Here is a 24,842-nt window from a genome sequence, read left to right on the forward strand (position 1 = left end):
TTGTCCTTTTATCTGCGCGGTTAGCGGTTAACTGTTTTGGCCGGAACCAAAAAGACCAGCCCCGCCCCTATAAATAGCATGGTGGAAATAATCAACATCCCGATGGTGGTGCTTTGAGTCAGGTCTTTCAGGTAACCCATCATATAAGGTGCGGCGAAACCGGCCAGATTGCCCCAAGAGTTAATCAGTGCAATACCTGCAGCAGCGGCCGTACCGCCCAGAAATGCCGTCGGTAAGCTCCAAAACAGTGGCAAAGTGCTGAGGGCTCCCATCGCGCCCATGGTTAATCCAATCATGGCGATGATGATGTTGTCACTGAAACTGGCTGAGATAATCATTCCAATGCCACCCAATGTGGCGGTTAATGCCAGATGCCAACGGCGTTCCCGCAAGCGGTCCGCACTGCGTGATACCACAATCATGGTCAACGCAGCCGCGGCATAGGGGATGGCACTTAACAGGCCAATCGACAAAATATCGGTCACGCCGCTGTCTTTAATCAATGTTGGCAACCAGAAGCCAATGGTGTAAAAACCGGCAATCAGGCAGAAATAAATCAGGGTTAGTAACCAGACTCGTGGTTGCAGGAAAATATCTTTCAGGCTGCTATGAACATGGTGTTGAGTGTCATTATCGATATTGGTTTGTAAGATTTTTTTCTCATCGTCACTGAGCCACTTGGCATGGCCAATGCGGTCTGTCAGTTTAAAAATCACCAAAATACCGATCAATACGGAGGGGATACCTTCCAGAATAAACATCCATTGCCAACCGGCATAGCCGTGGAACCCATTAAAGGCATCCATTATCCAGCCAGATAGCGGTGCGCCGATCACCCCTGATAAGGGAACGGCAGTGGCAAATAAAGCATACATCCGGCCACGGCGGTTAGTCGGGAACCAATAAGAGATATATAGAATGACCCCCGGGTAGAAGCCGGCCTCGGCAATGCCCAACAAGCAGCGCATGATGTAAAATGACATCGGCGTGGTAACAAAAGCCATGCCCGCAGAGATAATGCCCCAAGTTATCATGATGCGCGCAATCCACAACCGCGCCCCCACGCGATGCAACATCAGGTTACTGGGAATTTCCAGAAAGAAGTAAGCAACAAAGAAGATACCCGCACCAAAACCATACACCGCATCAGAGAATTGTAAGTCATCAGCCATTTGCAACTTAGCGAAACCCACATTCACCCGATCCAGATAGGCGACGATGTAGCACAGCATCAGTAAAGGTAAAATATGCCACGCCGCCTTACGGTAAGCATGATTTTCCTCCGGTAGCACCTTTGGTATCACTAAAGGTTCGCTGGATGATTCAGACATAGTAGAGCCTCATATTGTCATTATTCGCGGGGAAGAGGTCAGCCATAACCCTGTCAACTACGGCTGCGGGCATTACAGTCAAATGTTAATTTTAGTTATTTAATGTTTATTAAAGTTAAATCTAAGGGATAAGCGGGTGAGTAAATGCGATTGAAATCACAATAATTAACAAATGTGAATGTTAAAAATCATAACTTATTGTTTTTAAATGATTTAAAGTTAAATTATATTCACGAAAAATAACACTGATGCGGAGAGCGGCCAGTAATAAGTCAGCATTGATAGCAATACAGGGGAGAGATAACTGGGCGACTGACCCCATAACCACGAAAACTGACTGTTATGGGGTAGCAAAAAGAGGAGTTTATAGCTCAAACATGGCCAATCAGGCTGACAGTGTGGCACCGCCGTCGACCACAATATCTTGCATTGTGATGTGGCTGGCTAAATCTGAAGCTAAAAATACCACGGTGTTGGCGATTTCCTGCGGCGTGGCAATTTTCCCTAACGGGATACCCAATTTATATTGCTGAGGAAAACCGGCAATCGTCTGCTGCTCAGCATCTGCGCTGTGCCACATACCGCGCTGCATCGGGGTATCCGTAGAACCGGGCGAAACCAGATTACAACGCACGCCGTACGGCGCTAACTCCAAGCCAACACAATGGCTGAAGCTGGTTAATGCCGCTTTAGAAGCACAATAAGCAGACATTCTCATGCGCGGTGCATGGGCTGCATTAGAACCAATAGTGACGACGGCGCCAAATCGCTGCTGTTTGAACTGGGGAATTAATTGGCGCAATAAATAAAATGCGCCAAAAACATTCACATTAAAGCACTGTTGCCAATCTTTCAGACTCAGCGCTTCGGTCTCCGCCATATGCAAAATTCCAGCACCATTGACCAGCACATCAAGACGTGGCGTCTCACTCAATAAATGCTGGCACACCAGTGCTACTTGCTGTGGGTGGCTAATATCCAGCAAAACTGTGGTGAAAGGATAAGACTGAGTCGGCGCAAATGCTTTATCCAGCCCCACCACCTCAGCTCCTTGTGCGACAAACTGGCAAGCAATCTGATAGCCAATCCCTTGCCCGGCCCCCGTCACCCACACGCGTTTACCGCTAAAATCCATCTGCGCAACTTGATGGGCTGCATGGCTATTTTCACCGGATGGCACCTGACTGTCAGCCATTATTCAGCCCTCGCCAGGGCAGCATTTTTGCTCTGCACACTAAGTTGCGGCTCCAGCAATTGCCACCACCCATTCAGACTGGGGCTCTTCGCCAACTCGATAAAACTCAACTCAATACCTTGCTGACGCCATTGGGTTGCCAGCGCCATGATATGCACCGAACTCAAGCCATAGTCTATCAGATTTTCGTCTTCGTCGAAATCTTGGGCGCTTTCATCAATCAGAGCCAGTAATTGCTGTTTAAGCTGATTTTTGCTGAAAAGTAATGTGTTTTCGTTCCTGTTCGTGACAATATCATCAGTAAAAATAACCCGACCACTGCGGGTAGCGACATACTTAAGTGCCATCAAATGCTCTTCAAGCGAGAAATCGGCAATAGCATCGGCGACCATAAATGGTTGAATATCTTGCATAAAAGCATCTGTAGCTGTTGTCAGGCAGCCAATATGGCCATAAATGCCGCAGATAACCAACTGATCACGGCCCCTGTCGGCCATGATTTGGCGTAATGGCGAGCGGTAAAATGCGCTGTAACGCCATTTAACCAGCACTTTATCATCCGCATCCGGTGTCAGCTCTGACACCACCCGCTGTTTAGCCGGATGATTATTCAAACCCGCGCCCCACATATCATTGAGTAATGCGCGATCTGCAGTACTTTGATGATTGGGTTGAGCGGTATAAATCACCGGAATTCCCTGCTGCTTACATTCATTCCTCAGCGCCACAATATTCGCGATAACCTGCTGTATCAACGGGTTATTTTCACCATAGAAACTCACAAAATAGTCCTGCATATCATGGATAAGCAGCAGCGCGCGGCTCGGATTAAACTGCCAATTCACTTTATTGGCAGGAAATTGCCCCACTTTAGGGAGTTCGTAAGCAGGAAGAACAGGGATAGTCATCATAAAATCCTTATTTACTGAGTGTACTGAGGCGGTCTTGAATATCCTGGCGCAACCGCTTTTTATCTATCTTGCCGACCGGGGTAACCGGCAGGCGGGTAACCATTTCAAAGCGGTCAGGTAACTTAAAATCAGCCACCCCCATCTCACGCAGATATTTACGTAGGGCTACTGGCCTTAGATTGGCATTCGTACCAACAATAAAAGCGCAGCTTTTCTCCCCCATCATTTCGTCTGGCATAGAAACCAATGCCGCATGAATGATGTCGTCATGAGCCACCAGCAGGTTTTCAATCTCTTCTGCAGCAATCTTTTCACCGCCGCGGTTAATCTGATCCTTTTCCCGCCCAACCACCCGCAAATAGCCCTCTGTCGTCATCTGCACCAAATCACCTGAATGATAAAAACCTTCATTATCAAAGGCATTGGCATTATGCGCTGGGCTGCGATAATAGCCACGGAAGGTATAGGGGCCGCGAGTCACCAGTGCACCAACCTCGCCAATAGCCACAGGTAACCCATCACTATCAACCACTTTGATTTCATCATCCTCACTGATAGGTCGCCCTTGGGTGGTAAACACCAAATGGTCACTGTCACCAAAGCGAGTGTAATTCACCAATCCCTCCGCCATGCCCAGTACCTGTTGTAACTGGCAGCCCAATACCTGTGGAATACGCCGCGCCAGTGACTCACTGAGTTTTGCTCCCCCCACTTGCAAGACCTGCAAACTGGCCAAATCAGCGGCAAAATGCTCCGCGGCTTGTAACCACAGGGCGACAGCCGGCGGAACCAAAGAGGTAAATGTGATTTGATGGCGCTTAATCAGCGGAAAACAGCTCATGGCACTGGGGTCTGGCGCCAGTACCACACAGCCGCCGGCGTAAAAGACCCCGAGTGCCCCCGGTGAGCTGAGCGGATAATTATGAGCCGCCGGCAAGGCGCAAAGGTAGCGGGTGTGCTCATCAAGCTGACAGATTTCCGCGCTGGCACGCACACTGTAGTAATAGTCATTGTGTGTTCGCGGGATCAATTTTGGTGTACCGGTGCTGCCACCAGAAAGCTGGAAAAAGGCCACTTCATCCGCCGCTGACGGGTGAAATTCGTCAGTTTGCTTATCTAATCCCTCTTCGCTATACAGCAAATCTTCCAGCGGCTGGGCATAGTCCGTCTTTCCCGCCATGATAACGAACTCCAGCATCGGCATTTTTTGCTGTAGCTGAGCGCAATAGTCCCCGGCGGCAAACAGGTTATGACTGGCATGTGCAATCAGTAAACGCGGCTGGATTTGTTCAATATAAGCATTTAATTCCAAACGATTATGGCTAAACAGTGCATTGACTGGCGCCACACCGATTTTTAACAGTGCGAAATAAACCAGATAGAATTCAGCACTATTGGGCAGTTGAACCAACGCCGTATCACCGCAGCGCAAGCCCAACTGCGTTAAGCGCACAGCCAACCGCTGTGCCGCTTGCTCAAACTGCGCATAACTAATATGGCGTTCACCGCAGATGATGGCCGTCGCCGCGGGCCGTATCTGGCATTGGCGAGACAAAATCTCAGTCATCGGCTGAGAACTCCAATACCCTTTCTCACGATAGCGGCGAGCAAACGCCTCCGGCCAGCGGGTAAATTCAATACTCATAGCAGCGCTCCTGGGGGGTGATGGCAATAGCATTGAGCATGGTGCCCAATTTGGCTTCAGTTTCTGCCCACTCCGCGGCGGGTTGCGACGCATCAACAATGCCTGCTCCGGCAAATAACCGCACTTGCGTTGGGTGTACAGTGGCGCAACGGATAATCACCGCCCATTCGCCATTCCCCTGTTCATCACACCACCCCACAATTCCGCTGAATAACCCCCGCTCAAAAGGCTCGAGTTGCTGAATTAGCCGGCGGGCTTTTTGTGTCGGTAATCCACACAATGCCGGGGTGGGGTGTAGCAGATTCGCCAGCTCCAAGACTCGCGTTTGCGGGTTCTCCAACTCGCCACTGATGGCGGAGGATAGGTGCCACAATGCAGCGGTGTTAATTAATGAAGGCTGCGCCGGAATGTGCAGATGAGTGCAATAAGGTGTAAGCAAGCGGCGAATTTCATCAATAACCAGCCGGTGCTCATATTGGTCTTTCTCGGAATCCAATAATGCCAGACTGATATCCACGTCGTGCTGTGGGTCGATTTGGCGTTTCGCAGACCCTGCCAGCGGGTTGGTATACACTCCGGCCAGATGCTTACGAACCAATAATTCAGGGCTGGCCCCCAGCAAGACACCGCCATCAGCAAGGGGAACTCGGAAATGATGTGCAGTGTGGTTTTGGATCAGTAACTGATTCATAACCTGATCACTATCAACCGGGGTATCAGTATCAATTTCCAGAATGCGGGAAAGAACAACTTTATGGATGACTCCGCGCTGACATGCAGCAACAGCCTCGGCGACAATATGTTTGAATTCATTTTCATCCGGCAGGCTGCGTATGGCGCGGCTCGTCACGGCCCTGCCACTTTTGACTCTCGCGGCATTCACCAAAGTTTGGCGGTCACAAACTTGATAACTTTCTGGTATAAATAAGCACGATGGCTGACGGGTATCAAAAGGTATTGCCCCGACGATGATAGGCTGTTGTTGCCCGGCATCCCGGGCGCGCGAAAGTGCCGCTTGCAGTGCCGACTGTAGTGAATTGTCATGACCAGCACGGTCTTGTGCTGCTTGAGTAATTCGCTCGAAGATACCTTGAGTTTTGATACTCTGGTGTCTTGAAGTAAATAAAAATGTTGAGGGTACGGCTGAAAACGGCGAATTAATGGGCATTTCTTCAGAGCTGCCATGTTCTTCAGAGTTGCTGTATCGCACAAAAACCTCCACTGCGATGTAAATAGTAATGATAATTACTATCATTCCTTTTCTTGCGTGGTAAATTACGACTATGCATTCACATTGTCAATCAATGTAAAGATATTACTGATAAAACTTACTTATATATCCCCGCCAGTTTGTGGGCTTAAAACAGAAAGAGAAAATGCCGTTATGTCCTTTTATATCAGTCACCTTCAACCTAAAGCATCGCGTTCAATATTGATGGGCTTGGTAACTTTTGGCCTTATTTTCTGCTTGTCCGGCTGTAAACCCGCAGAAGAAACTACGGGTGAACAAGCGCCATCCTCCAATAATGAAAACGCAACAGCATGGACTCGCACAGTAGAAACGGCCAAAGGCCCGGTGACACTAACCCATCAACCAACGCGGATAGTGTCCACAAGTATCACCATCACCGGCACCTTGCTGGCTATTGATGCTCCGGTGATTGCCAGTGGGGCGACGGTGCCTAATACCACCGTGGCGGATAATCAAGGTTTCTTTACCCAATGGTCAGATATTGCACAGGCCAAAAAGCTGGTGCCGATGTACCACACCGAGCCCAATGCAGAAGCGGTCGCGGGCATGAATCCAGATTTAATTATTATTTCTGCCACAGGCGGTGATTCGGCATTGAAGTTGTATGACCAACTGTCAGCGATCGCCCCGACTCTGGTAATCAATTATGATGATAAAAGTTGGCAAGAGTTAGCTGTCGTGCTGGGGCAAGCAACCGGGCATGAGGCCGGCGCTCAGCAAGTCATTGAGAAATTCACCAATCGACTCAATGAGGTAAAGCAGAACATTACGCTGCCACCGCAACCTATTTCGGCGTTTGTCTATCAAGCTGCGGGCAGCACTGCCAATTTGTGGACCGAGCATTCCGCGCAAGGAAAATTGCTGCAGGAGTTGGGCTTCACACTGGCGCAAATCCCTGATGCGGTGAAGGGCAATACCAGCATGGGGCACCGCAAGGATATCATCCAACTGGGTGGTGAGAAGCTGGCTGAGGGCCTGAATGGCGAGGCTATCTTGCTCTTTTCCGGCGACCAACCAGCAATTGACGCACTGAAAAGTAATAAGTTTTTAGCTCACATCCCGGCCATTGAGCACCAGCGAGTGTATGCCGCTGGCTATGATACATTCCGGTTGGATTATTACAGTGCGAGTAATTTGTTGGCACGGATTGAGGGGATGTTTAAGACAAAACCTTAATAATATTATGTTTTATAAAGTATCAGTGTGGGATGACATCAGGACCATAGTGATGGCCCTGATGTCGATGAGTTTATTCGCAGACTAAGTTTTAACCGCCGTCACGGGCCACTTAAGTTGGTCCTATCTAATCCACAATCTCATCAGTTTTATCCATCTCATTACCCTCATCAGCAACCTCATCCCCCATGGTCGCCCGACGTAGTGTGACACCACAGGTGGCAATAACACCGCCGATGGCCGCTGCGGCCATGCCGAAGGTCAAGGCACTGAGCGCTGGGGTCATCACTCTCGCCAAGACACCTAATCCCAAGGCACCAAATGATTCACCGGTAACAAACTGCACATTCCACAGACTGTTGACCCGCCCTAATAAAGCATCCGGTGTATGAGTTTGCACCAAGGTATATTGCAGCAACCCACTGATAGACCCCAGATAGCCGTATAGCAACAAACCGGGCAATGCCAGATAGAAATTATGTGTCAGCCCCAACGTGCCAATGGCGAGAAAGGCCGCAATTGAACTGTACATCAACACCATGCCGGGCCGCCGAACCTGATTGACCCAACCACTGGTAAACGCGCCAATCGCCGCCCCGAGCGGCACCACGGAATACATCAAACCAATCTGCGACACCCCCACATGATAGGTACTCTGCGCCAAGGCCGGGAACAAAATGCGAATAGCGCCAATCATGCTAACTAATGTCCCCAGCAGCACCACGGACCCCACGATTTTATGCTGCAATACGAATAAAACCCCGGTCGCCAAGGCGCGCAAAGGGTGTTCGTGTTGGCTTGTGGTTGGTTTCATTGAAGGCAAGCTCAACAGCGGTAGCAATGTTAACATCGTCCCCACCGCAGCAATGCCATAGTTCCAACCGACCCCACCATAGACAATGACCAGGCCGCCAATTGCCGGGGAAATCACCGAGCCAAGACGCACTGTCAGCATGCTTAACCCCCCCGCGGCCGCCAAGTTTTCCCGCCCGACCAATGAGGGCGTTGCCGCCATCAATGCCGTCATACCGAGTGCGCCAAAAAAACCATCCCAAGCGGCTAATATATACAATACCCACAGTGAAGGGACCGCAGAGAAAGCATTGATACTTAAGCCAATAAAACCTAAGCCGCAGGTAAAACGGGCAAATAAAATCAGTTTTCGGCGATCAAGTCTGTCCGCTAATACGCCGCCCAGCAGTAGGCCAATAAACATCCCTACGCCATCCAAAGTGACAGCCAGCCCCACCAGCAAGGTGGATCCGGTCATCATTTGTATCTGTACCGGCACTGCAACAGTGAGCATTCCCAGCCCTAATATCGAAATAAAACGGGCAAAAAATACTGCACGAAAGTTAGCATTATCTTTTAATAGGCTGAAATCTAAAAGAATTGGCAATTTTGCCATGATTGTTTAATCCGTTAATGTAGGTTGTAATTACCTGCCATGGTGATAAAGAGAACATAAATCTTGTCAGGGAGAGAATTTTGCCGATGCATTAGCATAATAAGTCGTGTTAACATACATCAATTAAATAGTAATGATAATCAAAACGATAACAAAAATCATTCATAAAATCAGCATTTGTTAAAAAGAGTGACAATGCCCAAAATGGCCCCCCAACCCCCATCTTCACCCACATTGCGACCGTTAGCCCCCATTGCCCGTGCAAGTACGCCGCCCCGTCGTGGGCTTTTGCTCTTACTCAGCATGATGGTATTGATGCTCGTGATGGCCGCCAGCTTGATGTTCGGTGCAAAAGCCATTCCCTTTGCCGTCGTCTGGCAAAGTTTGCTAGGCCAGCAGGGTAACGCCGATAGCATCTTAATATTGGAGTCACGCCTGCCGCGCACCTTAATTGGCGTACTCGCCGGTGCGGCGCTGGGGTTATCAGGGGCTGTTATCCAAGCTCTGACCCGCAACCCACTGGCCGACCCCGGGATTCTGGGAGTCAATGCCGGGGCCAGTTTTGCGGTCGTCATAGGGATAACCGTGTTCGGCGTGCATGCCATTCATGGCTATATGTTCTCGGCCTTTATCGGGGCGATGCTCACCACTTTGGTGGTGTATTGGGTGGGAACTCTGGGCGCAGGGCGCGTTAATCCTTTGCGCTTGACACTCTCTGGCGTGGCTATCGGGGCGGTGTTGATGGGGATTTCTTCGGGCATATCCCTGACCCACCCGCAGGTCTACGACAGTGTCCGCTTCTGGCAAGCCGGGTCGCTAGATATCCGCAATATGTCAGTGGTGACGGCGGTAGCGCCGGCCATTCTTCTCGGTTGTGTGATTGCCTTACTGCTGGCACGCCCACTCAATGCCATGCATATGGGCGAAGATTTAGCCGCCGCGATTGGCGCTCGCATTGCTCAGACCCAATTCTGGGCGGTAGTTACGGTGACGTTACTGTGTGGAGCCGCCACCGCCGCCGTTGGCCCTATCGCCTTTGTGGGCTTGATGGTGCCGCATATTGCGCGCTGGATTGTTGGGCCGAATCAATGCTGGATCCTCCCATTCACGATGGTAATGACTCCAATTTTGCTATTGGTTTCAGACATTGTTGGCCGCTTCCTGGTTCCAGGCGAATTGCGCGTTTCCGTGGTGACGGCATTTATTGGCGCTCCCTTATTGATCTGGCTAGTGCGCCGTAACAAAAGGATGACCGCATTATGAAATCTGCCACTCCAGCGTGGCAATTGGGCCGCCCTGATGGCCCGATAAATCTGCGCATCCCGCCACGTAGCTTGATTGTCGGCGCTTTACTCCTGCTGGCCTGCCTATTGGCTGCCATGTTGGCATTAATGGTCGGTACAATGCCATTATCTCTGGGGCAAGTATTTACCGCCTTATTCGGCCACGCTAGCGGCGCGGTGGATATTATTGTTAACCAATGGCGATTACCGCGCGCGGTAATGGCACTGATTTTCGGTGCGGCGCTGGGGGTCAGTGGCGCAATATTTCAGTCATTAGTGCGTAACCCATTAGGCAGCCCCGACATTATCGGCTTTAATGCTGGGGCGTATACGGGGGCACTGGTGGCCATCACCGTGTTCAACGGCAACTATGTTGAGATTGCCAGCAGCGCACTGGGGGGCGGATTACTGTCCGCCATCGCGGTGTATCTTTTGGCTTACCGCCAAGGGATTCAGGGCTTCCGGCTGATTATTGTCGGTATCGCCATTGGCGCGATGTTAACGGCATTTAATACTTGGCTGACCATCACTGCATCATTGGAGGCCGCCATGACAGCCGCCGCCTGGGGTGCCGGTTCACTCAATGGCCTGACGTGGGCGAAAGGCCTGCCGTCGGTGATGTTTATCATTATTGCCACCGTGCTTGCCATGTTGCTGAGCCGCCGTATGCCACTGTTAGAAATGGGCGACGACGCGGCGGGAGCCTTGGGGGTTCCGGTCGAAAAAACCCGTTTGGGTCTGATGGCTATCGGCGTTATTTTGATGGCCGCAGTCACCGCCGCCGCCGGGCCAATTTCCTTTATTGCCTTGGCCGCCCCCCAGATTGCAAAGCGCCTGTCAGGGACATCGTCTGTGACGCTGACCGCATCGGCGCTAATGGGGGCGTTATTACTGATAGCCGCGGATTTGTGCGCCCAGCACCTGTTTTCACCGAATCAATTGCCCGTCGGTGTGGTCACTATCAGCATCGGCGGTCTGTATCTTATTTGGCTTTTAATCCGGGAGTCCGGACGATCATGAGTAATGTTAGCTCCGCTACCTCACCGACATCTCGCTTGCAGGCTCAAGCCCTGACATTGGGCTATGACGGCAAGATAATTAGCGAAAACCTGAATGTCTCCATTCCGGATGGCGAGTTTACGGTGATTGTCGGCCCCAACGCCTGTGGCAAGTCAACACTGTTGCGCGCCTTGAGCCGCTTGTTGAAACCGCAAGCCGGCGAGGTGATTTTAGATGGCAAAAACATTGCCAGCCTCAATACTCGACATGTCGCCCGCCATTTGGGCTTATTGCCGCAAAGCTCGCAAGCACCTGATGGTATCAGTGTGCTGGATTTAGTGGCGCGTGGCCGCTATCCCCATCAGAAACTGCTACAACAATGGACATCAGCCGACAAACTGGCGGTCAGTCATGCCATGCAAGCCACCGGTGTCAGCGAATTGGCGGATAGGTCAGTGGATGCCCTCTCCGGTGGGCAGCGCCAACGAGTATGGATAGCGATGGTACTGGCGCAGCAAACTCCCTTGTTGCTGTTAGATGAACCGACCACCTATCTGGATATCGCCCATCAAATTGATTTACTTGAATTATTCAGCAGTCTTAATCAGCAGCATAATCATACGTTAGTGGCCGTTCTGCATGATCTTAACCATGCTTGCCGCTACGCCACCCATATTATCGCCATGCGCGATGGGCAGGTCGTGACACAAGGCAAACCACGCGAAGTGATCACCGCCGAATTGGTCGAGCAAGTCTTTGGCATGCCGTGTTTAATTATTGATGATCCGGTTTCACATACGCCGTTGGTGATACCGAAGGGGCGCTTTTAGTTTTTATGCTTAACAAGGGTTCAGTTGTTGCAGTCTCGGGTTAGGTTTCGGTTGATAATCATTGTGTTACCACAGTATCTCAACCGAAACCAGACTCGATATTGCCAACAGCTATCCGAGTGACTCCATCCCACTGAATACTTTCTGTAAAATCGGCCCCAGCACTTTTAATGTCTCCGGCGACATCATGGTAATATGTGAACAATCAAGATGATATGTGCGCAATTGCTTGACATATGGCCGCCAAATCTCCGCCGGGGTTTCCCCTGCGGGTAGGGTTTGAGTGGCGACAAATAACGTGGTTTCGCCCTGATAAACCGGCGTTTTTGCCCCTGATAACAAGCCAACAGAATCGTCATAATTTGCCTGAATTTGTGCAAACATTTCTCGCTTCTCTTCCAGCTCATCGCCCGCCGCCGCCATAAACAATGCCCGCTCACGTTCAACTTCTTCCAGCGCTTCCGCCTCAATCGGAGCATGCCAGTCTTGGGTTTCCGGTGGATAAGTATCCAATAGCCCCAGAAATGCCACGTCCTCGCCCTGAGCCTGCAATTTTACTGCCATGGCCTGCGCCACGGTGCCTCCCAGTGAGTAGCCCATCAGATGGTATGGTCCTTGTGGCTGCACCTGACGTAACGTCGCCAGATGGTGGTCACATAAGCGGTCCATATCCTGATAGGTAGCAATGGCTCCATGAGGGCGCGGTGACTGAATTCCCAAGACTGGCCAGTGACCCGGTAAATAACGCGGTAATGCACTGAACTGCCAAGCAAAACCTGACGCTGGGTGGATACAAAATAGTGGATTACCGCTACCACTACGCAGCGGCAAAATTTCACTGAAACCGGCTTTGCCCGCACTTTGTTCTAATTGCGGCTGACTCAATGCGGCGGCCAATGCGGCCACCGTCGAGGCCACCATCACCTGCCCCACCGCCACCGGCTGTTGCAGCTCACGGCGCAGATCTGCTGCTAAGCGCATCGCCAGCAAGGAGTGGCCGCCTAGCGCGAAGAAATCATCATCCGCCGTCACCGACTCGACCCCCAGTAACTGGGCAAATAATCCGGCAATCACCGTTTCCAGACCGGCCTGTGGCACCCGTCCCCCTCGGCCCGCTTGATTAGCCGGTGCCGGCAATGCCTTGCGATCCAACTTACCATTGGCGCTCAGCGGGAAAGCATTCAAGCTGATGATAACCACTGGCACCATATGTGCTGGCAAGCGCTCACTCAGTTGGCTCCGCAAAACGTCCATATCGCTATTTTCTGCTCCGGCAACCGGCACGATATAGCCGACTAACTGGCGCGTATCAGCACCGGCTAAAGCCCCTTCTGCCCCGGCTAAGGAGCGGGCATGCACGACAGCTTGCTGCACCTCGGGCAATTCCAATAGCGCGGATTCAATCTCACCCAACTCAATGCGCTGCCCACGAATCTTCAATTGATCGTCGCTGCGCCCGAGATACTCCACAGTGCCATCCGGCAGCCAGCGGGCAATATCACCGGTACGGTACATCCGCAGCCCATTATCATAAGGGTCCGCGACAAAACGGCTAGCAGTGAGGCTCGGTCTGGCATAGTAGCCCTGCGCCAGTTGCACGCCACACAGGTAAAGGTCGCCAGCAATGCCAACAGGCACTTGGCGCAACATACTGTCGAGAATGCGCAACTGAGTATTCCACACCGGCTTGCCGATCGGCACACTGCTGCCGCTCACCCGCGCCAAAGCATCGCCATACGCCGGTTGATAAGTGACATCTACTGCCGCTTCAGTCGGGCCATATAAATTATGTAATGGCGCGGTGAAAATCTGCTGGTATAGCTCCGATAGTTCGCGTGACAATGCTTCGCCGCTACAAAATACCCGGCGTAAACTGCGACCAGGTTGGTGCTGCCCATGCATCGCGCTCACAAAAGCGGCCAGCATTGACGGCACAAAGTGGGCGGTTGTCACACCATAATCCTCAATCAGGCTACGCAGTGCCTCCGGATCACGATGGGCATCCGGCGGTGCCATAACCAATTTTGCCCCGGTTATCATCGGCCAGAAAAACTCCCAGACCGAGACATCAAAACTGCACGGCGTTTTTTGTAATACCACATCATCATGGCCCAGCGGATACTCATTTTGCATCCAGAGCAAGCGGTTAACGATTGCTCCGTGCGACACAACAACCCCTTTTGGTCGGCCGGTAGAGCCGGAGGTATAAATCAGATAGGCCGGGCTCTCAGGCGCTATCGAAACCGCAGGCAAGAGTGGCGATTGACCCTGCTCAGGCAGTTTATCCAGCAATAATAGACGCGCCTGACCGGTAAAACGATCCGCTAATGAGCTGATCGTCATCAGCAGGCGTGGATCAGCATCACTTATCATATAAGCCAAACGATCATCCGGATAACTGGTATCCAATGGCAGATAAGCCGCGCCAGCAGCCAGAATCGCCATCAAAGCCAAGCTGAGATTAACCGAGCGGGGCAGCGCCACTGCCACCCGATCACCAGGTTGCACACCTTGTTGACGCAAACAGATAGCCAGCGATTCAACCCGCTGACTAACCTGCTGATAAGTCAGCGTTTCATTAATATCTAACAAGGCAATTGCCTGAGGAGTCAGCTGTGACTGCTGATTCATCAAATCACATAGAGTCAACATAGGTAGGGCGATGGCGGTGTCATTGACAGATGCTAACAGCGTTTTCTCACTGGCCGTCAGCAGATCTAGGGCAGACAACGGCAGATCCGGTTGCCACACTAAATACTCGAGCAACATCACCAAGCGCTGGGCCAGTTGCTGTGGGTCAGTAACCGCATCACGGTATTCCAGTTGCAGATGCAACTTCTCACCCGGCAGGACTAATAAGGTCAGTGGATAATGGGTATAGCCACGATTATTCAGGGCATTGCACCGCACACCAGCGAAAGATTGCTGGTGCAATTGACTGTTTTCTGGATAGTTTTCAACCACCAGCATGGTATCAAATAATGTATTTGCCCCCGTCAGGCGCTGGATCTCCCCTAGGCCCAGACCATCGTGCTCCAGCAACTGAATCTGTTGCTGCTGCAAAGCCGCCAATTGCGCCAACAATGGCAATTGCGGTTGCAGTTTCACCCGCACCGGGATGGTGTTGCTGAACAGCCCAACATGCTGTTCGATACCTTCAATTTCACTGAAACGGCCAGAGACTGGCGAGCCAAATACCACGTCATCCCGCCCGCTGAGCACACTCAATAAGGCGGCCCAAGCACCTTGCAACAAAGTATTGAGCGTAATACCCTCGCGCCGTTGCAGCTCGGTTAGAGCCGTTTCCAGCTTGCTGTCCAGCGCAATCACCCACTCGTGTACCGGGCCGGCGGCATTGGCTTCTGGGTATAAAATAGTTGGCGTCACCCCGCAAATAGCCTGTTGCCAAGCCAAGCGGTCCGGTTGCAGATCACGCGCTGTCATACCGCGGATCAAATCGCCATAGCTGACACTCAGCGGCGGCAGTTCGCTATTGTTGCCATACAAATGCAGCACATCATGCAGCAAGATTGCCGATGACCAGCCATCCCCCACCAGATGGTGCGCGATGATAATCAAAGCATGGCGCTCGGCGCTGTAACTTATCAACGTGGCCATCAACAACGGCTTTAACGTTCCCGCTGTTTCACTCACTAAATCACGCGCCAGCCCTTCGCGCTCCAATTGCTGGGTTTTGGCGAGTTGCTGCTCCGGCGTCAATGCGCTGAGGGAGTATTGCTGCCATGGCCAGCGGCGTGCGCTACCTTGGATCTGCGGCAAGATCTGCAATGATTCACGGTGCAACTCACTGTCAAAAATAGCCCCCAGTTGTGGGTAGCGGTGCAGCAAACTTTCCAATGCATCGCGCAAGCGCTCAATATCAAGCTCTCCTTGGAGGTCAAACCGGCTGATAGCATTGTAATTATTGGCTTCTTGCCCTAACTGAGCATGGAATAGCAAACCTTGTTGGAGCGGCAAAACCGGCAAGATATCGGCGATCGGGCCATATTTTTCACTGGCGGCCTGCCAGAGTGTTTCGGGGAACATCGCCGCCGTTGATGCCGAATGGCTCGCCAGCGGTCTATCAATTAATGGCGCTAAAGCCAGTGCCATCTTAGCAGGGGTGCGCAGAGCAAAAATCTCGCGGGGAGCCAGACGGAAACCGGCACGGCGTAAAGTGCTGCCCAGCGCCATGGCTGAAATACTGTCCCCACCCAGCTGGAAGAAATCATCTTCGGCCCCAATGCTCTCTAGGCGCAGCAAGCTGGCGATAGCATCACACAGTCGCGTTTCCTGCGGGGTTTGTGGGGCGCGGCTGGTGGATGGCTGCTGGTGCTGCGGGGCGGGTAGCGCCTGACGATCAATTTTACCGTTTACCGTCAGCGGCATTTCATCCAACACCACTAAGACTGCTGGCAGCATATAATCGGGCAAAGTGAGTGCCAGTTGCTCCATTAGCTGAGCATTAAGGTCTTGCCGACGGCGCAGTTGTGCATCTGGCACCGCACAGTAACCAATCAGTCGATGCGTCGCGCCAATCGCTTGTGCCATAACCACGGCGCTACTGACTTCAGGTAATGCTACCAGCGCATTTTCGACTTCGCCCAGCTCAACCCGGAAACCACGCACTTTTATTTGGTGGTCGATGCGTCCGACGAAATCCAATTGCCCCGCGGCCGTCCAGCGCATCAAATCACCGCTGCGATACATCACTTCACCATGACGAAAAGGGTTAGCAACAAAACGCGCCGCCGTTAAATCAGGCCGGTTCAGATAACCTCGAGCCAAACCTTTTCCGGCGATGTATAACTCTCCCACGGCACCGACTGGCACTTTGGCCAGTTGACTGTCGAGCAAATAGACCTCGGTATTTGCCACCGGGCGGCCAATCACTGGTTGTGCCGCAACTTGAGTGTGAGCGCCAAGAGTATCAATGGTGTATTCCGATGGGCCGTAGAAATTAACCACATTCAGTTCCGGATGCTGTTTCAGCAAATCCCACAAATGCGGGGTTGCCGCCTCACCGCCAATCATAATAAAGGCAGGCCGGTGACGCCCGGGTTCCAGCAAACCGCTATCAATCATTTGGGTAAAGAATGATGGCGTAATATCCATGGTGTCGATCGGCGTCTGATCCATCATCTGCACCAATGCATAAGCATCACGGCGCATATCTTCATCAAAGATAACCATCTCGCAGCCCATCATCATCCAGAACAACGGCTCCCACGAGGAATCAAAGGAGAATGATGCCGTGTGCCCCGCCCGCATCCGCCGTGAATTATGCTGCTTAAATTCCGCCATCGCCGGGCCGTACAGATAGGTGCGATGTGCCACCAGCAAGTTAACTAGCCCACCGTGCGTGCTCATCACCCCTTTTGGTCGCCCAGTCGAACCGGAGGTATAAATCATGTAAGCCAGCTGGTCGCCGTGCATTGGCTGTCGGCGTTCGGCATCAGTGATGGGCTGGGCTGGGAAAGCCGCACACTCCTGCTGAAAGTGCCGTTCATCGAGACAAACTATTGCCATTTCAGCCGTGGCGACCAGTGAAGATAACGCGCTGGCAGTCGATTGATGGGCTAACAATAAACGCGGCTTGGCGTCCTCACACATCAGCGTCAGACGCTCCATCGGATAGTCCAGATCAAGCGGCATATACGCCGCACCACTGGCTAACACCGCCAAAATGGCCACCAGTGAATCCACAGTCCGCGGAATACCAATCGCGACAACATCATCAGCCCCAATACCTCGGGCCATCAATACTCGCCCGAGTTGGGCCACACGGGCTGAAAGCTGGCGATAGGTTAGATTTTGCTCGCCGCAGCTCACCGCAATAACATCCTGTTGCGCACTCACCTGCTGTTGGAAAATATCCAGCACAGAAACAACCCCGGCCGGCAGGGTTAATTCCGGGCCATTAGCCCAGTTATCAATACGTTGCAACTCTTGTTCTGGCGTCAATAATAGGCCGCTAACTGTGATTTCGGTTTGGGCTGCCAGTTGCTGCAACAAAAATTGTATCCGCTCACCATGCTGATGCAGGTCAGATTCGTCGTAATACATTGTATTTGCTAATATTTCCAGCGACAATTGGCCGTTATGCAGGTAGAGATCAAACTCAATATCATCAACCGGGCCGGAGGCCAAAGTGTGGGTAATGCCGGTTATCTCCCCCAGATTCAGGGCGAAATCGAACATTTTAAAATTCAGAACCGGGCCATACAGCGCCCGCTGTGAGCCGACCATGCCCAAATCACGCCGTAATTGCTCCGCTTCATAGCGCTGATGTTTACGCACGGTCTTCAGCTCATTCGCCACGGCTTGGGCCACATCAAAAATGCGCATTTCATGGTGCAAAGTAACTTGCAATGGCAACACATTGACTACCGGCCCGCTGGCTGTCAAAGCCGCAGACCCCATGCGGCGCATAAATGGGCACCCGACTGATAAGCGCATTTCGCCGCTCATGCGCGCAAAATAAATCAGTAACAACGCCATCGCCATATCAGCGGCGGCAAGGCGTTGCTCAGCTCCCTGCTGGGTTAAATGGCCAAATAATTCGGCATCAATATTAATGCGCTGGCGCAGGACGCGATTATCGCTGTGCTCTGCCCGGATGGGGGCATTTATCGCCGAGAGGGTTATCGCGGCGGGTAAATCGGCCGTGTGATGTTGCCAAAATTGCTTATCGCGCTGCTCGGTTTCTGATCCCACATATGCCAGATATTCACTGACCACATCACTGAACGGGGTAAAGGGCGATTCCCCAATAGGTTTCCCTTGCAGTAAAGCAGTATAAATATCGGCGATACGGCGGGTAATTGCCGCGAAACTAAAGCCATCAAGCAATAAATGATGATAACGCTGATACCAAAACCACCGCGGTTTACCCTTTTCATCCGGAACACGGATAACCCAGTGCCGATACAGCGGGTTTTTATCTTCTAGCCGTAACTCGGCCTCAGTGTCATCCTGCATTAATGTCAGCGCGACTTGCCGCCCATCGGCGCGCGCACTGAGATCCAGCCATGCCAGTTCAGGCATGCTCGCCACATCACGCTGTAGGGGAATGCGCTGCATCGGGCCATCGTTGCCGTCAAAAAAGTGGGCGTGGAGGGTATCTGCTTCAGCTAACCCTTGGCTAACCGCATGGCTAAATAGCGCCTGATCCAGCGGCCCTGCCAGTTCAATATAATGGGCCACCGTAAAGATATTTTTTTGGTGACTGAGTTGTTCGGCAAACCATATACCGGGCTGTGCCGCAACCAGGGGTAACTCGACAGCAGCAAAAAGGGAGATTGAATCCTCTGACACGACGGGTATTCCTTTTCTTTTGGCAACACAGGATTTATTGCGGCCCGTGGGGCCACAATAATCTGATAATTCCTTTAGCCCATGGCCGCGTTAGCGCAGGCCAAGCTCTGCCCGAATCAAACTGGCCGGGCGCATGTCAGTCCAATTAACCTCAAGATATTTCACACAATCGGCTCGGCTCTGTGGGCCATGAACAACTGCCCATCCGGCGGGGATCGCCGTAATTTGTGGCCACAAGCTGTATTGCTGCTGCTCATTGATCAGCACAAAAAAGGGCAGATTTTCGTTATCAAACGGGTTGGTTGGCGCTTCATTGTTCATGGCGTAAATATCCTTATTTTGAATCTGAGGAACCTAATAAACAGTGCAATCCATCAATTAAGCCACCGCGCCAACACAGGGCGTCGTGGCCTCCTGAATAAATTCGGTAATGTAGCCGATGCCCAGCCTGGCGCAGTGCCTCACTCATAGCTTCATTGACTTGATAAATCACATCTTCACGACGGCCCGCTTCCATAAAAATATTCAATGGATGCTCAGCCCCCAGACCTTGATAAACCTGCTCTGTCAACCAGCCCTGCCGCTCGGCAGTCCCTGCGGTTAATGCTTGGAAATTATCGACGTCTGGCCACCAGAAAGAGCCCGATTGGCTCAGTACACAGCCAAAACGCTGCGGCCACTGCAATCCGGCATAGAGCGAGGCCAATCCGCCAAAACTTTGCCCGGCGACCACGGTACGAGAGGCTTGGTCAGTGAAAGGTTGCAGCAAAGCCACCTGCGGCAGTAATTCTGTTTGTAGCGCCTGCCAGAAATCTGGGTTACAGGGCAGTTCCACTGCGCGATGAGGCTGGTCAATAATGTCGATAAACACATACACACCGGCGGGTAAATGCCCGGCATCTGTTTCACTGTCTAGCACCGCACATAGCGATTGCCCATGTACCCAATACTGGCCATCGAGCAAGATGGCCAGTGGCCGTTCGGCTTTATCTTCCGCACCAAGTGTGTGGTAAATCCACACGTGGCGGCGGTTGCCTAATAACTCGCTATTCCAGGTCATCAGTTGCAGGCGTTTGGGGTCCATTGGCAGTGTTTGGCCAGCATCAATGGGCTGCCACGCCGTCTGTGGCAAGGCATCAGCTAAATGCACCGCCGAAAGTGGCTTTCCGCGATAACTGTAATGAGGGGCGGTGTGGTTGAGCGGATCGTGTTCCGCCATCGCCATCAATGAGAGCCACCAATTGCGTTGTGCCTGGCGGCGCTCTTGTGGTGTACCTTCCGGTAAATTCAGGCAGTGTTCTTCAACAACAGGAATAAAGCTGTAGCTGCCGCGAAAGTCAGGCTCCACTTCGACCTGCCAATACCAAATATTGCTCTGGCCCAAGTGCTGTAGAGTTTCAGGATTAACACTGTGATGGTCTGTCACACCGTTAACATCAATGTAGACGCGACTATATACAGGGGCTCCCACCAACGCGGGGGGTTCCCGCCAGAGAAACGTTAACTTTACTTTGCCAGCCGCGCCCGGTTCCACCAGCGGTGTCCCCCACTGGGCAATCTGCTGCCACCATGCTTCACTACCCGCCGAAGAGTCAGCTAACAAACTCTGGCTATCAGGGTATTCATCTGTCGTGCTCACACACAATCCTTTTGATTTCATTGCTCAAGTCTCAATTCACCACTCTTCTAGCCAATGTATGTCTGGACGTGGCCAAGTTAAATATATTTATAATTTAAATATGAATGCAAATAATATTGAGAACCATTACCGTTTGCAATAACATAGTGCATGTTCTCTCGAGAGTTTCACCATATTCCCGCAATATTAGTCAGGGTGCCTTGTGGTGTCGCGCGAATGATTGAATGGGCAGAAATCTTTCTTAATAGCTATACCGGAAAATTAATAAACCCAATACATTTCAAGATGTAGGAAGGCAGAAAAGAAGATAATTCCGATGAGATTATTGACCTTAAACTCAATGAACCGTGCGTAATTCGGATTATTGAGAGCAGCCAACATATCCGTCATTTGAAAGTTGAAGGGGATAAATCCGGATGGACTCCAGCATTTTTATTATTGTGTTTCTAGGTAGGGATAAATCATGTTTGATATTTCTGGCGAGAAAATGCCAAGGAAATTACTATTTCAGGCAAGCAACACATCAAAGACCTTATTATTGACCTCCGCATTTATATTAATACCGACACTACCAGCAGCGGCTGCGACCACCGCAAAAGAAGCCGCAGCGAAAGAAGATAAACTCGTGGTTGTTGCCAAAGCAGGCAGCGGGCAACAAGATAATGGCTTCGTCGCAAAAAATAGCTCAACCGGCACGAAAACTGATACCCCGCTTATCCGCACGCCACAATCAATTTCCGTGATTACTAGCCAGCAGATGCAGGATCAAGGCGCGACATCCGTCGCACAAGCATTGCGTTATACCGCAGGTGTCGTACCGGAATATCGCGGTGGATCTAACATGAATGACGAAGTAATCATTCGTGGTTTCGGCTATGCGCCGCGTTTTCTCGATGGGTTGAGTTACAACTCTCTGGGTGGCGCACGCCGTGGTGGCCAGATTGACCCGTGGTTGCTAGAACGTGTTGAAGTCATCCGTGGCCCGGCCTCAGTCCTGTATGGTCAAGTCAACCCCGGCGGCCTGATAAATATGGTCAGCAAGCGCCCAACAGCTGAAAGTATTCATAAAGTGCAGGTTGGGGCGGGCAATAATAGCTTGGCAGAAGCCGCCTTTGATTTTGGTGGAATATTGGATGATGAGGGTAAAGTTCTCTATCGCCTGAATGGGATTGGCAGAACACAAGATGATGCCGTGAATACCTACAAACAGGAGCGTTTTGCTATCGCCCCGGCGTTAACATTCATTCCCAACGAAGACACCACGTTTACTTTACTGACCAGTTATCAGAAAGAACCCAAGGCCGGTTCACGTAATTTCTTACCAGCCACCGGCACGGTGTTTGGCACCGCTTACGGCAAAATACCTTACGATTTTAACGTCAGCGACCCATCGTTTGAACAATCGGAACGCGAGCAAACCTCGGCCGGTTACGCGCTTGAGCATTACATCAATGATACCTTTAAATTCCGCCAGAACCTGCGTTACAGCTATAACAAGCAGGATTATAAGTATCTGGTCTTTATGGATTTACTGGCAGATAATCGCACAATGACCCGCCGCCCGCAAATTGAACGCCAGACCACGGCTGAGTTTGCAGTCGACAACCAATTGCAAGCTGATTTCTGGACTGGTCAATTAAACCACACCGTGCTGACAGGGATAGATTACAAACGCACCCGTATTGATAGCCAATTCTTTATGGGCAAAGTGCTGCCAGCATACAATCTGGATTGGGTATCACCGGTTTATGGCCTGAATATTAAAGACAGCGATTTGCCACTTAATAGCAGTGACTTGACCAAGCTCGACCAAGTCGGCGTCTATTTACAAGACCAAATTGAGCTGGATAAGTGGAATTTCCTGTTATCCGGGCGCTATGACTGGTCGCAGCTAAAAACCATGAGCCGCAAAACGGCCACCCAAGACCAACAGGATGACCATGCCTTTACTGGCCGTGGTGGCGTGTTGTATGCCTTTGATTCCGGGATTTCGCCGTATGTCAGCTACAGCACTTCATTTGAGCCAAGCACCGCCAAAGGCGCACCGGGTACTGGGGCACTTGACCCTGTGACTGCACGTCAGGTCGAGCTGGGTGTTAAATACCAACCACCGGGAAGCAACACGCTACTGACCACCGCATTATATGATTTACGCCAGAAAAACATCAGCCAATATGACCAGGCACTGGCCTATAATGTGCCAATTGGTGAAATCCAATCTCGCGGCATAGAAACCCAATTAAACAGTCAGATCAACGACAATATCAACCTGATCGCCGCTTATACCTACACCAAAGGGAAAGTGCGTGAAACCAAGACCGCCGCTGAATTAGGTAAAATGCCGGCTCGTACCCCAAGCCATTCAGCCTCACTGTGGGGAATGTATAGCTTTGATAAAGGGGTGGTGGATGGTTTATCTACCGGCGTCGGTGTGCGGTATATCGGCACCAGTTGGGGCGATGGGAAAAACAGCTTTAAAGTCCCGGCGGTAACATTATATGACTGGATGATGCGCTATGAACTGGGGCAGGCACTGCCCGCCATGAAAGGCACCAGTTTGCAGGTCAATGTTAATAACGTATTCAATAAAGAATATGTCGCCAGCTGCGCGCAAATGGCGGCCTGTTTCTATGGCAGTGGCCGTGTCGCTACCGCCACCGTCAGTTATTCCTGGTAAGTTTTCGTTTTCAACCGCGCCGGTTCATTCTTACTGGCGCGCTTTTTATCTTAATGAGATAAGAATTACTTAAAGAAAAGTAAATTTTCGCCCCAATTCGCACCATTTCTGTGGTGTTATTGACAATAAATATAATAAATTCAGCCCACTAACCTTTCAGCAACCTTTCATTCTATTTAGCGTAACCGGACAAAACCATTCTAAAAACAGTGCGATAATCCTATACTCGCAGACAACATTCTTTCATCTCGCCATTTATTCAGGGTCATCATGCCAGCATTGATGAGCAGCAAACAGCTAATGCACCAGATGCGCGCCAGTAAAAAGCGCCTGTGCGGTATGCTATTGGTTGCCTGCTGGTTTTTCCTCAATACACAACTGGCGATTGCGGGTCATCAGTGTGATATCGCCCCCAGTGCGGCCCCGGTTTTTAGCCAGCATCAAGGGCATTTGCAGTCAGACTCAATGCAGCAAATGTTGTCGGCGATGGAAATGTCCCATGGCCAGGCGCAAAATTCCCTGTGTGACAAACACTGTCTTCCCGATTCAGTACAGTCTGACAGCGGGATGCTGGTGCTGGCCGCCTTGCCGACCCACACGGAATTAGTGTTGGCGGATGTCCAACAAGCGCCCCGAGTTCACCGCCTCGACTGGCATATGCCACCGATTGTCGGCCCCCCCACCGAAATCGCATTTTGCCGATTTAGAGAATAGATCCAGACAGATTTAACCACATTATTCACGCGTCTTGCGCGTGCTGTGCTTATTTTTGTTTTGGAGTTATTTCTATGAATACCTTATTTAATATTATCTCCACCGCCGCTAGCGCCTTACTTTATGCTGCCGCTCTATTCTCGGCTCCGCTTTTGGCCGCCATCCCGTCAATGACAGAAACTATGCCGATGTCCCATAACCATGGGGCAATGATGGCTGAAACCGCAACCGCGCCAACTGATGTCTATCACTCTCGCGGGCAAATAAAAGCCTGGAATACCAACAGTGTCGCCATCGCCCACAGTGCTGTTTCAGCCCTAAACTGGCCGCCAATGACCATGACATTCAGCCTGCCGGATAACCTAGTGCCAGCCCCGATTCCGCTTGGCACATCCGTGACATTCAGCTTCCGCCAGACTGAACAGGGTTATCAACTCACCGCCATTTCAGCACAACAGCCGTAAG

At 51.3% G+C, this 24,842-nt stretch carries 16 protein-coding genes; 7 read left to right on the plus strand and 9 right to left on the minus strand.

Annotated features, from left to right (window positions below; all coding sequences use genetic code 11):
* Positions 1 to 20: 20 nt before the first annotated feature.
* From D5F51_RS19045 to D5F51_RS19065, 5 genes are all read right to left on the minus strand, one after another.
* Positions 21 to 1,331 (minus strand): MFS transporter, encoded by a 1,311-nt coding sequence (locus D5F51_RS19045; protein ID WP_129198504.1) that lies wholly within the window; start codon positions 1,329 to 1,331, stop codon positions 21 to 23.
* 385 nt (positions 1,332 to 1,716) lie between these two features.
* Positions 1,717 to 2,526 (minus strand): 2,3-dihydro-2,3-dihydroxybenzoate dehydrogenase, encoded by an 810-nt coding sequence (gene dhbA, locus D5F51_RS19050; RefSeq protein ID WP_245994845.1) that lies wholly within the window; start codon positions 2,524 to 2,526, stop codon positions 1,717 to 1,719.
* Positions 2,526 to 3,434, minus strand: a complete 909-nt coding sequence (locus tag D5F51_RS19055; RefSeq protein WP_129199502.1) for an isochorismatase family protein — start codon at positions 3,432 to 3,434, stop codon at positions 2,526 to 2,528. Before D5F51_RS19055 ends, dhbA begins: the two co-directional genes overlap by 1 nt.
* A 10-nt stretch (positions 3,435 to 3,444) precedes the next feature.
* Entirely contained in the window at positions 3,445 to 5,082 is a 1,638-nt protein-coding gene (locus D5F51_RS19060; protein WP_025376949.1) for a (2,3-dihydroxybenzoyl)adenylate synthase, read from the minus strand.
* Positions 5,072 to 6,250 carry an isochorismate synthase gene (locus tag D5F51_RS19065; protein WP_129199504.1) on the minus strand — a complete coding sequence of 393 codons (1,179 nt, stop codon included), beginning with the start codon at positions 6,248 to 6,250 and terminating at the stop codon, positions 5,072 to 5,074. Before D5F51_RS19065 ends, D5F51_RS19060 begins: the two co-directional genes overlap by 11 nt.
* A 267-nt stretch (positions 6,251 to 6,517) precedes the next feature.
* On the opposite strand from D5F51_RS19065, the gene fepB reads away from it, so the two are divergent.
* Positions 6,518 to 7,510, plus strand: a complete 993-nt coding sequence (gene fepB, locus D5F51_RS19070; protein ID WP_391592426.1) for a Fe2+-enterobactin ABC transporter substrate-binding protein — start codon at positions 6,518 to 6,520, stop codon at positions 7,508 to 7,510.
* Positions 7,511 to 7,637: 127 nt separating this feature from the next.
* Here the strand turns inward: fepB and entS are convergent, their stop codons facing one another.
* Positions 7,638 to 8,918 (minus strand): enterobactin transporter EntS, encoded by a 1,281-nt coding sequence (gene entS / locus D5F51_RS19075; RefSeq protein ID WP_129198508.1) that lies wholly within the window; start codon positions 8,916 to 8,918, stop codon positions 7,638 to 7,640.
* A 195-nt stretch (positions 8,919 to 9,113) separates the two neighbouring features.
* Here entS and fepD point away from each other — a divergent pair, with 195 nt between their 5' ends.
* The 3 genes from fepD to D5F51_RS19090 are packed head-to-tail and all read left to right on the plus strand — an operon-like array spanning position 9,114 to position 12,030.
* The gene (gene fepD / locus D5F51_RS19080; RefSeq protein ID WP_129198509.1) at positions 9,114 to 10,181 is read left to right on the plus strand and encodes a Fe(3+)-siderophore ABC transporter permease; all 1,068 of its coding nucleotides are present in this window, start codon (positions 9,114 to 9,116) and stop codon (positions 10,179 to 10,181) included.
* Positions 10,178 to 11,221 (plus strand): iron-enterobactin ABC transporter permease, encoded by a 1,044-nt coding sequence (gene fepG, locus D5F51_RS19085; RefSeq protein WP_129198511.1) that lies wholly within the window; start codon positions 10,178 to 10,180, stop codon positions 11,219 to 11,221. Before fepD ends, fepG begins: the two co-directional genes overlap by 4 nt.
* Complete coding sequence (locus D5F51_RS19090) at positions 11,218 to 12,030, plus strand: ABC transporter ATP-binding protein (RefSeq protein WP_162301793.1); 813 nt, start codon at positions 11,218 to 11,220, stop codon at positions 12,028 to 12,030. Before fepG ends, D5F51_RS19090 begins: the two co-directional genes overlap by 4 nt.
* Positions 12,031 to 12,141: 111 nt before the next feature.
* Here the strand turns inward: D5F51_RS19090 and D5F51_RS19095 are convergent, their stop codons facing one another.
* The 3 genes from D5F51_RS19095 to fes form a co-directional block, all read right to left on the minus strand.
* A complete protein-coding gene (locus tag D5F51_RS19095; protein WP_129198515.1) occupies positions 12,142 to 19,347 on the minus strand; it encodes a non-ribosomal peptide synthetase in 7,206 nt (2,401 codons plus the stop codon).
* Positions 19,348 to 19,437: 90 nt separating this feature from the next.
* On the minus strand, positions 19,438 to 19,668 hold the full coding sequence (locus D5F51_RS19100) for an MbtH family protein (protein WP_025376958.1): 231 nt from the start codon (positions 19,666 to 19,668) through the stop codon (positions 19,438 to 19,440).
* 13 nt (positions 19,669 to 19,681) lie between these two features.
* Complete coding sequence (fes, locus tag D5F51_RS19105) at positions 19,682 to 20,986, minus strand: enterochelin esterase (protein WP_129198517.1); 1,305 nt, start codon at positions 20,984 to 20,986, stop codon at positions 19,682 to 19,684.
* Positions 20,987 to 21,449: 463 nt separating this feature from the next.
* Between fes and D5F51_RS19110 the strand changes: the two genes are divergently transcribed.
* The 3 genes from D5F51_RS19110 (at position 21,450) to D5F51_RS19120 (ending at position 24,841) form a co-directional block, all read left to right on the plus strand.
* Positions 21,450 to 23,663 (plus strand): TonB-dependent siderophore receptor, encoded by a 2,214-nt coding sequence (locus D5F51_RS19110; protein WP_129198519.1) that lies wholly within the window; start codon positions 21,450 to 21,452, stop codon positions 23,661 to 23,663.
* Between the two features lie 300 nt (positions 23,664 to 23,963).
* Positions 23,964 to 24,377, plus strand: a complete 414-nt coding sequence (locus tag D5F51_RS19115) for a hypothetical protein (protein ID WP_129199506.1) — start codon at positions 23,964 to 23,966, stop codon at positions 24,375 to 24,377.
* A gap of 74 nt (positions 24,378 to 24,451) precedes the next feature.
* Positions 24,452 to 24,841 carry a copper-binding protein gene (locus tag D5F51_RS19120; protein WP_129198521.1) on the plus strand — a complete coding sequence of 130 codons (390 nt, stop codon included), beginning with the start codon at positions 24,452 to 24,454 and terminating at the stop codon, positions 24,839 to 24,841.
* Position 24,842: the final 1 nt, after the last annotated feature.

Origin of the sequence: Yersinia hibernica (assembly GCF_004124235.1) — a bacterium.
Classification (GTDB): domain Bacteria; phylum Pseudomonadota; class Gammaproteobacteria; order Enterobacterales; family Enterobacteriaceae; genus Yersinia; species Yersinia hibernica.

Coding starts and splice junctions, on each gene's coding strand:
- D5F51_RS19045 (WP_129198504.1), bottom strand. CDS start 1,331: ATGTCTGAATCATCCAGCGAACCTTTAGTGATACCAAAGGTGCTACCG.
- dhbA (WP_245994845.1), bottom strand. CDS start 2,526: ATGGCTGACAGTCAGGTGCCATCCGGTGAAAATAGCCATGCAGCCCAT.
- D5F51_RS19055 (WP_129199502.1), bottom strand. CDS start 3,434: ATGACTATCCCTGTTCTTCCTGCTTACGAACTCCCTAAAGTGGGGCAA.
- D5F51_RS19060 (WP_025376949.1), bottom strand. CDS start 5,082: ATGAGTATTGAATTTACCCGCTGGCCGGAGGCGTTTGCTCGCCGCTAT.
- D5F51_RS19065 (WP_129199504.1), bottom strand. CDS start 6,250: ATGCCCATTAATTCGCCGTTTTCAGCCGTACCCTCAACATTTTTATTT.
- fepB (WP_391592426.1), top strand. CDS start 6,518: ATGGGCTTGGTAACTTTTGGCCTTATTTTCTGCTTGTCCGGCTGTAAA.
- entS (WP_129198508.1), bottom strand. CDS start 8,918: ATGGCAAAATTGCCAATTCTTTTAGATTTCAGCCTATTAAAAGATAAT.
- fepD (WP_129198509.1), top strand. CDS start 9,114: ATGCCCAAAATGGCCCCCCAACCCCCATCTTCACCCACATTGCGACCG.
- fepG (WP_129198511.1), top strand. CDS start 10,178: ATGAAATCTGCCACTCCAGCGTGGCAATTGGGCCGCCCTGATGGCCCG.
- D5F51_RS19090 (WP_162301793.1), top strand. CDS start 11,218: ATGAGTAATGTTAGCTCCGCTACCTCACCGACATCTCGCTTGCAGGCT.
- D5F51_RS19100 (WP_025376958.1), bottom strand. CDS start 19,668: ATGAACAATGAAGCGCCAACCAACCCGTTTGATAACGAAAATCTGCCC.
- D5F51_RS19110 (WP_129198519.1), top strand. CDS start 21,450: ATGTTTGATATTTCTGGCGAGAAAATGCCAAGGAAATTACTATTTCAG.
- D5F51_RS19115 (WP_129199506.1), top strand. CDS start 23,964: ATGCACCAGATGCGCGCCAGTAAAAAGCGCCTGTGCGGTATGCTATTG.
- D5F51_RS19120 (WP_129198521.1), top strand. CDS start 24,452: ATGAATACCTTATTTAATATTATCTCCACCGCCGCTAGCGCCTTACTT.